General features: G+C 69.1%; 10 protein-coding genes. 7 read left to right on the top strand and 3 right to left on the bottom strand.

The genetic code is table 11. From position 1 onward, the window contains the following. Positions 1-6 precede the first annotated feature (6 nt). Genes QRX50_RS03300 through QRX50_RS03290 form a run of 3 tightly spaced genes read left to right on the top strand, consistent with a single transcriptional unit; the run spans position 7 to position 2,965 of the window. On the top strand, positions 7-1,263 hold the full coding sequence (locus tag QRX50_RS03300) for an ABC transporter permease (protein WP_285970519.1): 1,257 nt from the start codon (positions 7-9) through the stop codon (positions 1,261-1,263). Then, a complete protein-coding gene (locus tag QRX50_RS03295; protein ID WP_285970518.1) occupies positions 1,263-1,652 on the top strand; it encodes a cytidine deaminase in 390 nt (129 codons plus the stop codon). Before QRX50_RS03300 ends, QRX50_RS03295 begins: the two co-directional genes overlap by 1 nt. Continuing rightward, on the top strand, positions 1,649-2,965 hold the full coding sequence (locus QRX50_RS03290; protein ID WP_285970517.1) for a thymidine phosphorylase: 1,317 nt from the start codon (positions 1,649-1,651) through the stop codon (positions 2,963-2,965). The genes QRX50_RS03295 and QRX50_RS03290 overlap by 4 nt, the downstream gene beginning before the upstream one ends. Before the next feature lie 320 nt (positions 2,966-3,285). On the opposite strand, the gene QRX50_RS03285 is transcribed toward QRX50_RS03290, so the two are convergent. Next, complete coding sequence (locus QRX50_RS03285; protein ID WP_285970516.1) at positions 3,286-4,413, bottom strand: PA containing protein; 1,128 nt, start codon at positions 4,411-4,413, stop codon at positions 3,286-3,288. A gap of 211 nt (positions 4,414-4,624) precedes the next feature. Here QRX50_RS03285 and QRX50_RS03280 point away from each other — a divergent pair, with 211 nt between their 5' ends. Together QRX50_RS03280 and QRX50_RS03275 are read left to right on the top strand one after the other, a co-directional pair. Next, on the top strand, positions 4,625-5,716 hold the full coding sequence (locus QRX50_RS03280) for an adenosine deaminase (protein ID WP_285970515.1): 1,092 nt from the start codon (positions 4,625-4,627) through the stop codon (positions 5,714-5,716). 112 nt (positions 5,717-5,828) lie between these two features. Next, positions 5,829-7,043: an MFS transporter gene (locus tag QRX50_RS03275; protein ID WP_285970514.1), complete on the top strand. Its 1,215-nt coding sequence runs from the start codon at positions 5,829-5,831 to the stop codon at positions 7,041-7,043. 195 nt (positions 7,044-7,238) lie between these two features. Here QRX50_RS03275 and QRX50_RS03270 read toward each other — a convergent pair whose 3' ends face one another. Next, entirely contained in the window at positions 7,239-8,486 is a 1,248-nt protein-coding gene (locus tag QRX50_RS03270) for a SatS C-terminal domain-containing protein (protein WP_285970513.1), read from the bottom strand. Between the two features lie 155 nt (positions 8,487-8,641). Between QRX50_RS03270 and QRX50_RS03265 the strand changes: the two genes are divergently transcribed. Continuing rightward, positions 8,642-11,146, top strand: coding sequence for a DEAD/DEAH box helicase (locus tag QRX50_RS03265; RefSeq protein ID WP_285970512.1), 2,505 nt, complete (start codon positions 8,642-8,644; stop codon positions 11,144-11,146). A gap of 93 nt (positions 11,147-11,239) precedes the next feature. Next, the gene (locus QRX50_RS03260) at positions 11,240-11,371 is read left to right on the top strand and encodes a hypothetical protein (protein WP_285970511.1); all 132 of its coding nucleotides are present in this window, start codon (positions 11,240-11,242) and stop codon (positions 11,369-11,371) included. Positions 11,372-11,386: 15 nt separating this feature from the next. Here the strand turns inward: QRX50_RS03260 and QRX50_RS03255 are convergent, their stop codons facing one another. After that, positions 11,387-12,013 (bottom strand): hypothetical protein, encoded by a 627-nt coding sequence (locus QRX50_RS03255; protein WP_285970510.1) that lies wholly within the window; start codon positions 12,011-12,013, stop codon positions 11,387-11,389. Positions 12,014-12,057 lie beyond the last annotated feature (44 nt).

The following is a 12,057-nucleotide window of genomic DNA, read 5'->3' as shown; positions in this document are numbered from 1 at the left end:
TTCCCCATGTCGGAGCCCGCCTCCGGCATCACCGAGCCGATGAAGCGCCGGCCGCGGATCCCCGGCTGGCTGCGCGGTGTGATCTGGGCCGTCGTGGCGATCGCGGTCATGTCCACGGCGTCGTACTCGACCGGTGTTTCGGCGCTGACATCGAGCAACACGGCGTCGACAGCGCTGCGGCTCGCGCTGCCGATCCTGCTGTGCGCGCTCGGCGGCCTGTGGTCGGAGCGCGCGGGCGTGGTCAACATCGGCCTCGAGGGCATGATGATCCTCGGCACGTTCGGCGCGGCCTGGGGCGCGTACTACGGCGGCGTGTGGGTCGGCCTGATCTCGGCCATCGCGTTCGGCGCCATCGGCGGCCTGCTGCACGCGGTCGCGACGGTGACCTTCAACGTCAACCACATCGTCTCCGGTGTGGCGATCAACTTGCTGGGGTTGGGCGTCGCGAAATACCTGGCGAACCTGATCTTCGAGCCGATCTCGGGCAACCCGCGGCAGTCGCCGCCGGTGCCGAAGTTCGACACCTACTCCGCGTCGGGCCTGTCCGACTGGCTGGGCACGTTGGAGAACGAGCAGCGGGTGGGGATCTCCGACGTCGCCGGCATCCTGCGTGGTCTGGTCACCGGCATCGCGCCGCTGACGATGATCGCGATCCTGCTGGTGCCGGTGAGCTACTGGATCCTGTGGCGCACGCGATTCGGCCTGCGGCTGCGTTCGTGCGGTGAGAACCCGGTGGCCGCGGAGTCGCTGGGTGTCAACGTGTACCGCTACAAGTACCTCGGCGTGCTGATCTCCGGCGGCTTCGCCGGCATGGGTGGCGCTTCGCTGGTGCTGCTCAAGGGCGGCGCCGACTACCTGGAGAACCAGACCAACGGTCGCGGGTACATCGGTCTGGCCGCCATGATCTTCGGCAACTGGCGCCCGGGCGGCCTGCTCGGCGGTGCGGCGCTGTTCGGGTACGCCGACGGCCTGCAGCTCGCCGGCGGTGGCACAGCGGTGCTCGCGCTGCTGTACGGCGCGGTGATCCTCGTGGCGATCATCGTGATCGTGCAGCTGTTCCGGAAGCGCTGGCTCTCGGCCGCGCTCGGCGTGATCGCCGCCGGGGCGCTGTACGCGATCTACTGGACCAACGACACGCTGCCGAGTGACCTGATCCCGTACACGGCGCACTTCGTGACGCTGATCGTGCTGGCGGTGGCGTCTCAACGGCTCCGTCCACCGAAGGCCGACGGGGCACCGTATCGACGGGGGGAGGGGGACTGATGTCTTCGTTCGATTGGGACGCCCTGCGCGCGGCGGCGGTTTCCGCGGCGGCTTCGGCCTACGCCCCTTACTCCGGCCTTCACGTCGGCGTCGCGGGCATCGTGGACGACGGCCGGATGGTGACGGGCTGCAACGTCGAGAATGCTTCGTACGGCTTGGGTTTGTGCGCCGAGTGCACGATGGCGGGCCAGCTGCGGTTGTCCGGCGGCGGCCGGTTGGTGGCCGTCGCCTGCCGCAGCGGCGCGGGTGAGCTGCTCATGCCGTGCGGGCGGTGCCGGCAGATCCTGTTCGAGCTGGGCGGTTCGTCGTGCCTGGTCGACACGCCACGCGGGATCCTGCCGATGTCCGACGTGCTGCCCGACGCCTTCGGCCCCGAGGACCTTCCGTGACCTCCGCCGACGCACTCCCTCCCGCGGAGGCGGCATCGGATCCAGTGGCGGTCGACATCATCCGGGCCAAACGCGACGGCGGTGTTCTTTCGGACGCCCAGATCGACTGGGTCGTCGACGCCTACACCCACGGTGTCGTCGCCGAGGAGCAGATGGCCGCCCTGGCGATGGCCATCTTCCTGCGCGGGATGGTCCCTTCGGAGATCTTCCGCTGGACGGGCGCGATGATCGCGTCGGGCTCACGGTTGTCGCTGTCCGTCGGGCGCCCGACAGTCGACAAGCATTCGACGGGCGGCGTCGGCGACAAGATCACCTTGCCGCTGGCGCCGTTGGTCGCTGCTTGTGGTGCCGCTGTGCCTCAGCTGTCCGGCCGCGGCCTCGGCCACACGGGCGGGACCCTGGACAAACTGGAGTCCATCCCGGGCTGGCGCGCGGCTCTGTCGTTGGACGAGATCACGGCGCAGTTGTCTTCGGTGGGCGCGGTCGTGTGCGCGGCCACCGAGGGCTTGGCTCCGGCGGACAAGAAGCTGTACGCCCTGCGGGATGTCACTTCGACCGTGGAGTCGATCCCGCTGATCGCCTCGTCGATCATGTCGAAGAAGATCGCCGAGGGCGCTTCGGGCCTGGTCCTGGACGTGAAGGCGGGTTCGGGTGCCTTCATGAAGACGGTGGCCGACGCTCGAACTTTGGCTTCGACCTTGGTCTCGATCGGCTCAGCGCACGGTGTTCCCACTACCGCGTTGATCACGGACATGAACGTGCCGCTCGGCCGTGCGGTCGGCAATGCGGTGGAAGTCGCTGAGGCCGTGTCGGTTCTGCAGGGCGGCGGTCCTGCTGACGTGGTTTCCCTGACGGTTGCTCTGGCCCGCGAGATGCTCTCTTTGGCTGGCTTGTCCTCAGTGGACCCCGCGGCAGTGCTGGCTTCAGGTGAGGCTTACGAAACGTGGTCTCGCATGATCACCGCTCAGGGTGGCGATCCGTCGGCTCCGCTGCCCACGCCTGCGCACGTCCACGTGGTCCCGGCGCCGGCTTCCGGGGTCCTGTCTTCTCTGGACGCCTACGCGGTTGGCGTGGCGGCCTGGCGCCTGGGCGCGGGCCGGGCCCGCAAGGAAGACCCGGTGCAGGCCGCCGCCGGCGTGTTGTGCCTGGCCAAACCCGGCGACGCGGTTTCCGCGGGCGAGCCTTTGCTCGAACTGCACACGGATACACCCGACGCGGTGCCCGGCGCGTTGGCGGCTTTGGCGGCCGCCTTCACCGTGTCGGATACGGCTCCGGCTGTGGGGCCGATTGTCCTGGAGACCATTCGCTCCTGACTCGCGGCCGGGTTGTTCACACCATCCGTGAGTTGTGGACAACTCGGCCCCGCTCGCCTTGGCCACCGATGGCGCTTCACCTCATCGCCCTTGTCCGTGCGGGCGCGCGCTTCGACCACGGCCGGCTCGTCGACTACGCGGCTGACCGCCTCGACAGCTTCGACCACGACATCGGAGCAATCCTGACCTCCGGAGCGGGGTTTGTCCCAGCCCTGAACACAAGCGTGTCCCGCGGGAAGCCTGCGGGACACGTTCGTCAGGTGGTCCAGACGAAGAAAGCCCCCGCCGAGGCGGGGGCTTTCTTCAAGAGGACTCAGACCTCACTCACCAGCAGCGTCTTCCGGCTCGGACCCGTTCTTCGCCTTCGGGTCCACGGCCTTCGGCGACCGCCCGTTGCGCGAGCTGCGTCGGGGCTGCCGGGGCGCCGGGGCGGGCGGGGCGATCTGCTGCACGGCCGGTCCGCCGCCGAGCATGAGCTCGGCGAAGGTGGCCATGGCCTCGTCCAGCTGGCCGCCGATGCGCCGCACGGACTCGTCGTTCGAGCGGCGCACCAGGGAGTCGACGGAGTCGGTGTCGGGCTGCTTGGCGAGCGTGCCCTCGACCTTGGAGAGGCCGGTCTTGATGGAGCCGTCCAGGTCGCCCAGCTGGGAGACGAAGCCGTCTTCGACCTTGTCCAGGCGGTTGCCCAGGTCGTCGAGGCGCTGGGTGACCGTGTCGAGGCGGTTGACCAGACCTTCGAGGCGCTCGGAGGCGTCGACCATCTCGCCGGTCTCGGTGATGGCGGTGCGCAACGCGTCCGTGGTGCTGCCGAAGCGCTCGCGAGTGGCGCGATCGAGCTCGTCGACGCGGGTGCGCAGCTCGTGGTCGGCCGTCTCGATGCGTTCGCGCAGGCTCGCGTCCGCGATCTCGATGCGCTCGCGCAGCGTGGCCTCCGCCAGCTCGATGCGTTCGCGCACCGGGCCCTGCGTGGTCTGCGGGATCGAGTCGAGCTTCGCGTCCTGCTTGTCCAGGTGGCCACCCAGCTCGTCGAGCCGGCGGTGGATGTTCTGCAGCTTGTCCTCGAGCCCGTCCATCCGGCCGGCGACGCCCTCGAAGCGCGCGGCGACGCCGTCGAGCCGGCCGTCGAGCTGCGCGAACGGCTTGGCCAGCTTGTCGACGATGCTCTCGACCGCGTGGGTGATCGCGGCGATTGCGTTGTCCTGGGCCTCCAGGCGCGTCATGGCCTCGTCGAGGCGCTCCGCGATCACGCCGACCTCGGTGCGGTCGGGCATCTCGGACAGGCGCTTGCGCACGGCGCCCAGCGAGTCGACCGGGGCGAGGCGCGCGTAGATGTCGTCCAGCGCGTCGAAGATCTGCTGCTGTTCGCTCTCGCGCACTTCGGCCGCGCGCACCAGCATGTTGCGCATCCGGTCGAAGGACGGAGCGGCAATGTGGTTGTCAGTGGTCACTGCTGTGTCCTTCGTCGGCGGGGAAATGGAAGGGACGTGGCCCGAAGCTTATCTAGTGAAAAATTGCTGTGCGTGTGGGCCCCGCCAAGACGGGATAACGGCTGCGTTACCCGGATGGCCGATTCCTTCCTTGATCGTCAAAGCTCAGGGTTGCCTCGACGCTCAGAGTTACCGCCATGTAGGGGAATGACAACGAGACTACCGTTGGTGCATGTCAGACGTAACCCCGCTCGGCGCAGCGACCCTGCTCCGAGCCCCCAAGGTCCTGCTGCACGACCACCTGGACGGCGGCCTTCGCCCGGCCACCGTCGTCGAGCTCGCCGAAGCGACGGGCTACGACGCCCTGCCGACCACCGACGTCGAGGCCCTCGGCCGCTGGTTCCGCGAAGCCGCCGACTCCGGCTCGCTCGTGTCCTATCTCGAGACGTTCGCCCACACCTGCGGCGTTATGCAGACCGAGGAAGCGCTGGTCAGGGTCGCGGCGGAGGCCGTGGAAGACCTCGCGGCCGACGGCGTGGTCTACGCCGAGCTGCGCTACGCGCCCGAGCTGTTCGTCGAACGCGGGCTGTCACTCGATGCGGTGGTCGAAGCGGTCCAGACCGGCATCGATGAGGGAACACAGCGCGTGGCCGCCGCGGGCGGTGCGATCAAGGTCGGCACGCTGCTCTGCGCGATGCGCCAGCACGCCCGCGCCCTCGAGATCGCGGAGCTGGCCGTGCGCCACCGCGACGCCGGAGTGGCGGGCTTCGACATCGCCGGACCCGAAGACGGCTTTCCGCCGACCCGAAATCTCGACGCATTCGAATATCTGCGTCAGAACAACGCGCATTTCACGATTCACGCGGGCGAGGCATTCGGCTTGCCGTCCATTTGGGAGGCCATCCAGTATTGCGGCGCCGAACGGCTCGGCCACGGTGTCCGGATCGTCGAGGACATCAAGACCGATTCGGACGGAACGGTCCACCTTGGACGGTTGGCGAGCTACGTTCGCGACCGCCGCATACCCCTGGAGATCTGCCCGACGTCGAACGTCCAGACCGGCACCGTCGCCTCGTTCGCCGAGCACCCGATCGCGCAGCTGGCCCGGCTGCACTTCCGGGTCACGGTGAACACCGACAACCGGCTGATGAGCGGATGCACGATGACCAGTGAATTCACCGCTCTGGCGACCACGTTCGGGTTCGGTCTTGATGATCTTCGCTGGTTCACGATCAATGCCATGAAATCCGCGTTCCTCGATTTCGACGCCCGGTTGTCGCTGATCAACGACGTGATCAAGCCCGGGTACGCCGCTCTGGCCTGACCTCCCCGCGCTCCCGGACGCGGCCACCTCGTGGGTGGTTGCGTTCGTTAGCCTGCCCAACTAAAGTTCAGAATGTAGGAACAGATTCTCAATATGTGAGACGGTGAGAAGGATGTCGCAGGTCGCGGCCGGGGAGTCGATACGCGAAAAGCCCAGTTCTCGGCGGTGGCTCATCCTCGCGCTCGGCCTCGCCGCGCAGACCGCGAGCTGTTCCTTCCTCTATGGGCTGCCCTTCCTGGTCCCCGCGATGCGCGCCGCCGACGACCTGACGCTCGCCGAGGCCGGCACCGTCGTCGCCGCGCCGAGCATCGGCCTGCTGCTCACCCTGATCGTGTGGGGCGCGGCTGCGGACCGTTACGGAGAGCGCCTGATCATGGCCCTCGGACTGGGCGGTTCGGGGTTACTCCTGGTGTACGCCGCGCTGTGGCATCACCCGGTCGGGGTTCTCTTCGGCCTGTCCCTTGTTGCCGGAGCGTGCACGGCTTCGGTCAACGCGGCGAGCGGCCGGGTCGTGATGGGCTGGTTCTCGAAGTCCGAACGCGGCATGGCGATGGGCATCCGGCAGACGGCCCAGCCGCTGGGCGTCGGCGTGGCCGCGCTGGGCCTCCCGCCGCTGGCCGCACGCTGGGGTTTCCAGGCCGCGATGCTGCTGCCGGCCGTGCTGGCGATCCTGGTCGCGCTGCTGGTCGCGGTGTTCGTGGCCGACCCGCCGCGGCCGCCGCGCCCCGCGCGCGGTGCCGAGAAGCCGCCGTCGCCGTACCGCAAGCCGTGGCTCTGGCGCGTGCACGGCGCGAGCGCGCTGCTGGTCGTGCCGCAGTTCACGGTGTCGGCGTTCGCGCCCGTCTACCTCGTGTCGCAGCACCACTGGAGCCCGTCGGGCGCCGGCGTGTTCCTGGCGGTGGCCCAGGTCCTCGGCGCGGCAGGCCGGCTGGGGTCGGGCTACTGGTCCGACCGCGTCGGCAGCCGCCTGCGCCCGATGCGCCAGCTCGCGGTGGCCGGCGTGGTCGTGATGCTGCTCGTCGCCCTCGGCGACGTGACGTGGCTGTGGCTCGTGCTGATCGCCCTGGTCCTCGCCGCGATCATCACCGTCGCCGACAACGGCCTCGGCTTCACCGCCTCCGCCGAGCTCGCCGGCGTCGCCTGGTCGGGCCGCGCGATGGCCACCCAGAACACCGCGCAGAACATCGCCGGCGCCCTCACCCCACCGCTGCTCGGCCTGGTCATCGGCGACAGCCGGTACGCGCTGGCGTTCTGCCTGGTGGCCGTTTTTCCGGCGCTGGCGATCGCGATGGTGCCGGTCCGCGCGGAAGCGGAAGCGCACCACTGAGCGGGACTCGCCCTGATCGCCGCGGGCCGATCGGGCGGTGGCCACACCACCCCAATGTGGCGTTGGGTGCGTTGGCTGCACCCAATGTGGCGTTCGGTGCGCTCGACGCACCCAATGCCACATTGGGGCGGTCCGGACGCGCTGAAGGCCACCCGTCGGGACTTCCCGGGGTGGCCTTCAGTGTGTATGAGAGGTTCAGACCACCGTCAGGCGGTTCTCGAACGATTCCACCAGCTTGCGCCACGCGCTCTGCTCGGTGTCGAACGGCGCGCTCGGCTCGAGGCGCGTCGGGTCCGGGCGCAGCACGAAGGAAACCAGCCAGCCGAGGCTTTCGTTCTGGGACAGGGCCGTCTCGACCGAGTCGTCTTCGGCCCAGTCGGCGGCGTCGGTGATGAGCTCGACCGCCAGCTCCAGCTGGTTGGGGTCGATGGACTCGACGCCCGCGGCGATGTCGTCGTCGAGGCCGGTGAGTACGTAGGTGTTCTCGGCGTCGATCTCGACCTCGAGCTCGCCGGCCTTGGCCTTCTCGAGCACGTCGTCCCAAGTGGACACGTCGGCGAGGTCGGTGTCGGCCACGTCCTTGCCGTCCGTGAGGGCGGCGAGCAGGGCCTTCTCGGAGGAGAAGACGTCGATCTCGCCCTCGCTGCCGAGGAAGATCGGCTTGTCGTCGAGGTAGCAGCGCAGCGTGTAGTACTCGGCGCCGGCGGTGACGATCTTGATCGGGTCGATGCCGACCTCACCCCAGAAGCCGACCGGCTCGTCGTCCTCCTCCTCGTCGGAGTCGGGCGCGTCCACGGCTTCGAGGTCCTCCGGCTGCGCGGCCTCGGCCTCGGCCGACTCCTCGTGGAACGCCGCCAGCTCCTCGGCGGTCTGCTCCAGCACGGCGGCGTCGACGTCGGGCACGGTCACGAGGTTGTCGATCGCGTCGAGCACGATGTCCCACTTCTCGGACACGGCCTTCGACAGGTCGTTCCACAGGGCCTCGCCCTCGCGGCCGGTGAACGGCAGCCGGCCCTGCTCCAGGAGCGAGAAGCCCTCGTACGCGTCGAGGACCTCGTGCACCTCCTCGAGCTCGCAGACGTCCGCGAGCGACCGGACGATGCCGACGATCTCCGCGAGCTCCGCGATCGTCCACGAGTCGGGCTCCTCGGCGACCAGCTCCGGCACGCCGACGAGGTCGTAGGAGTGGTCGTCGTCCGGGATCAGCTCGGGCACGTTCAGTGCCGGCACCGCGTCCCACGCCGGGTGGTCGAGCAGGTCGTGCTGGTCGGACGTGCGCACGAAAGCGGCCAGGTGAGCAGCGTCGGGGAAGGCGTACAGGTCGTCCTCGTCGCCGAGGAACGCTTCCCACTCCTCGCCGTCCTCCCGCCACCGCGGAGCCCACAGGGTGACGACGTCGCCCTGCGGCAGCCCGAGCTCGATCGGGATGATGTCCTGTGCCATTCTGCGAACCCTCCGGAGTACCGCCCGTGTACGCGCGCCCGCCCGGAAGTATCCCCCGGTCGGTGCGCGGTACCGCGAAGCCTACGGGTTGGGGCAAGCAGCCGCGATCGCCCCTGGGGAACTGGCGGCCCGGGGATGGCACGATGGGCAGCGCGATGACACTCACAGACCTCCTGCCAGCGGATCCCGACGCCGACTCCCTGTTCGAAGCCTTCTCCACGTGGACGGCCGAGCGGGGCATCCAGCTGTACCCGGCCCAGGAGGAGGCGCTGATCGAGGTCGTCTCGGGCGCCAACGTGATCCTCTCGACGCCCACCGGCTCCGGGAAGAGCCTCGTGGCCGTCGGCGCCCACTTCACGGCGCTCGCCCACGGCCGCCGCAGCTACTACACCGCCCCGATCAAGGCGCTGGTCTCGGAGAAGTTCTTCCAGCTCATCGAGATCTTCGGCGCCGACAAGGTCGGCATGATGACCGGCGACTCCAGCGTGAACGCAGATGCGCCGATCATCTGCTGCACCGCGGAAATCTTGGCGAACATCGCGTTGCGCTTCGGTGCCGACGCGCCCGTGGGCCAGGTGATCGCCGACGAGTTCCACTTCTACTCCGAGCCCGACCGCGGGTGGGCCTGGCAGGTCCCGATCATCGAGCTGACGGGCGCGCAGTTCGTGCTCATGTCGGCCACCTTGGGCGACGTCTCGTTCTTCCAGAAGGACCTCACCCGGCGCACGGGCAACTCGACGGCCGTCGTGACGTCGGCGCAGCGGCCGGTGCCGCTGACGTTCCGGTATGCGCTCACGCCCATCCACGAGACCATGTCCGAGCTGCTCCACGGCGGCCAGGCACCCGTGTACGTGGTGCACTTCTCCCAGGCCGCGGCCATCGAGCGAGCGCAGACGTTGATGAGCATCAACGTGACGACGAAGGCCGAAAAGGACGCGATCGCCGACCTGATCGGCGACTTCCGGTTCTCCGCGGGCTTCGGCAAGACACTCTCGCGGCTCGTGCGCCACGGCATCGGCGTGCACCACGCCGGCATGCTGCCGAAGTACCGGCGCCTGGTCGAGACGCTCGCGCAGTCCGGGTTGCTGAAGGTGATCTGCGGGACGGACACGCTCGGCGTCGGCATCAACGTGCCCATCCGTACGGTCGTGTTCTCCGCCCTGACCAAGTACGACGGCGTGCGCCAGCGCCACCTCAAGGCGCGTGAGTTCCACCAGATCGCCGGTCGCGCGGGCCGCGCCGGGTACGACACCGACGGGTATGTGGTCGTCGAGGCGCCCGACCACGTCGTGGAGAACGCCAAGGCTCTGGAGAAGGCTGGCGACGACCCCAAGAAGCGGAAGAAGATCGTCCGGAAGAAGGCGCCGGAAGGCTTCGTCAACTGGACGGAGAGCACCTTCGACCGCCTGATCGCGGCCGATCCCGAGCCACTGACGTCCAGCTTCCGGGTGTCGCATTCGATGCTGCTGAACGTGATCTCCCGGCCGGGCAACGCGTTCGACCACATGCGCCACCTGCTGGAGGACAACCACTCCGACCGCCCGACGCAGCGCAAGCTCATCCTGCGGGCGATCGCGATCTACCGGGCGCTGCTCGCCGCGGGTGTCGTGGAGCGACTGTCCACTCCGGACGCCGACGGCCGGATCGTGCGGCTGACGGTGGACTTGCAGTTCGACTTCGCGCTGAACCAGCCGTTGTCGCCGTTCGCGTTGGCGGCGGTGGAGCTGCTGGATGTGGAATCGCCGTCGTACGCGCTTGATGTCGTAACCATTGTGGAATCCACTGTGGACGACCCGCGGCCGGTGCTGTCGCAGCAGCAGTTCAAGGCCCGCGGTGAGGCCGTGCAGGCGATGAAGGCCGAGGGCATCGAGTACGACGAGCGGATGGAGCTGCTCGAGGCGGTGACGTACCCGAAGCCGCTGGAGGAGCTGCTTTCCGCGGCGTACGCCAGCTACCGCCAGGGTCACCCGTGGGTCGCGGACTACGAGCTGTCCCCGAAGTCCGTGGTGCGCGATATGTACGAGCGCGCGATGAACTTCGTCGAGTACATCGGTTTCTACCAGCTGGCGCGCTCAGAGGGCCTGGTGCTGCGCTACCTGGCGGACACCTACGACGCGCTGCGCCACACCGTCCCGGACGAGGCGAAGACCGAGGCGCTGCAGGACCTCATCGAGTGGCTGGGCGAGCTGGTCCGCCAGGTCGACTCCAGCCTGCTGGACGAGTGGGAAGCCCTGCGGCACCCGTCTGCTGACGGTTCTCCTCTGGAGCGCCGGCCTTCCGAGCCACCCGCGGTCACCCGCAACGAACGCGCCTTCCGCGTCCTGGTGCGCAACGAGCTCTTCCGCCGCGTCGAACTCGCCGCCCGCCGCAACTACTACGCCCTGGGCGAGCTCGACACCGCCGCCGGCTGGGACGCCGACGCCTGGGAAGACGCCATCGAGGACTACTTCGACGAGCACGACTCCCTCGGCATCGGCCCCGACGCCCGCGGCCCCGCGTTGCTGCTCATCGAACAGGAACCCGACTTGTGGCGGGTGCGGCAGATCTTCGACGACCCCGCAGGCGACCACGACTGGGGCATCAGCGCGGAGGTGGACTTGCGCGCGTCGGACGAGGTGGGTTCGGCTGTGGTGCGGATCGTGGACGTCAATCAGCTCTGACGGCCGCGTCCGTTTGAGTGAGGTTTGTCCGAGCGGCCGTGGGGTCCCCTGGCACGCCCTAGCGTGGGGCGGGCCGAGAAGGAGGGGGGAACCATGGTGGAGGACAAGAACAACAGCGGTGGTGACGTCGAGGCGAAGCCGGCCAGCGGCGGGGACGTGGAAGCGAAGCCGGCGAGTGGCGGCGACATCGAGGCCAAGCCCGCGAGCGGTGGGGACATCGAGTGACGACCGGCGGCAGCGTCAGGCCACGGCCAGGCGCTGCCGCCGCCCGCTGAGCAGGACGATGAGCATCACCAGGGACAGCGCGGGCAGCGGGTAGCCCAGCACCAGCCCCACGGTGGTGTCGAGAGCCGGCGCGACGATCGCCGCCACGAACACCCACGTGGGCGCCGTCGCGGGTTTCGCGGTGGGGGACCAGGGTGTGCGGGACCATGGCTTCGCCACGGAGATCCACGCCTGCACGGCCAATCCACCCGCCATGAGGCCGGCGCCGGCGGCCTGCTGCCACGTCGGGTTGGCCGTGACGGCGGCGTTCTCCAGGGCGGGCGACAGCAGGAAGATCCCGGCGTAGAGCTGCACGAGCGTGAGCCCGAACTTCACCAGCACCCACCAGTACCGGAAGTAGCCCCACGCCGTCGCGCCCGCCAGGACCAGCCCGGTGAACGCGGCGGCGTTGGCCATGGGCGCCAGCAGCGCCGTGTCCAGGTGCCGCGCCATGTTCATCGCGGCGGCGCGAGTGTTCCCGTCGCCCTGCAGAGCCACGAGTGTCAGCGTCATGAGCCCGAACGCCTGGCTCATCCACGCGATCGACGACACCGCGTGCAGCCACACCACCGCCTGCCGCCACCGCGGCGAAACCCGGGTCACGCCAGTAACAATCGCTCGGACATCGGCGCGGGCACATCCGGTGA

Source organism: Amycolatopsis sp. 2-15 (assembly GCF_030285625.1).
GTDB classification, from domain to species: domain Bacteria; phylum Actinomycetota; class Actinomycetes; order Mycobacteriales; family Pseudonocardiaceae; genus Amycolatopsis; species Amycolatopsis carbonis.
Note: the sequence above shows the minus strand (reverse complement) of the source record. Positions and strands in the feature narration are given on the sequence as shown.

Bases quoted from the DNA above. Each gene is read 5' to 3' on its own strand.
- QRX50_RS03300 (WP_285970519.1), top strand. From the start codon at position 7: ATGTCGGAGCCCGCCTCCGGCATCACCGAGCCGATGAAGCGCCGGCCG.
- QRX50_RS03295 (WP_285970518.1), top strand. From the start codon at position 1,263: ATGTCTTCGTTCGATTGGGACGCCCTGCGCGCGGCGGCGGTTTCCGCG.
- QRX50_RS03280 (WP_285970515.1), top strand. From the start codon at position 4,625: ATGTCAGACGTAACCCCGCTCGGCGCAGCGACCCTGCTCCGAGCCCCC.
- QRX50_RS03275 (WP_285970514.1), top strand. From the start codon at position 5,829: ATGTCGCAGGTCGCGGCCGGGGAGTCGATACGCGAAAAGCCCAGTTCT.
- QRX50_RS03270 (WP_285970513.1), bottom strand. From the start codon at position 8,486: ATGGCACAGGACATCATCCCGATCGAGCTCGGGCTGCCGCAGGGCGAC.
- QRX50_RS03265 (WP_285970512.1), top strand. From the start codon at position 8,642: ATGACACTCACAGACCTCCTGCCAGCGGATCCCGACGCCGACTCCCTG.
- QRX50_RS03260 (WP_285970511.1), top strand. From the start codon at position 11,240: ATGGTGGAGGACAAGAACAACAGCGGTGGTGACGTCGAGGCGAAGCCG.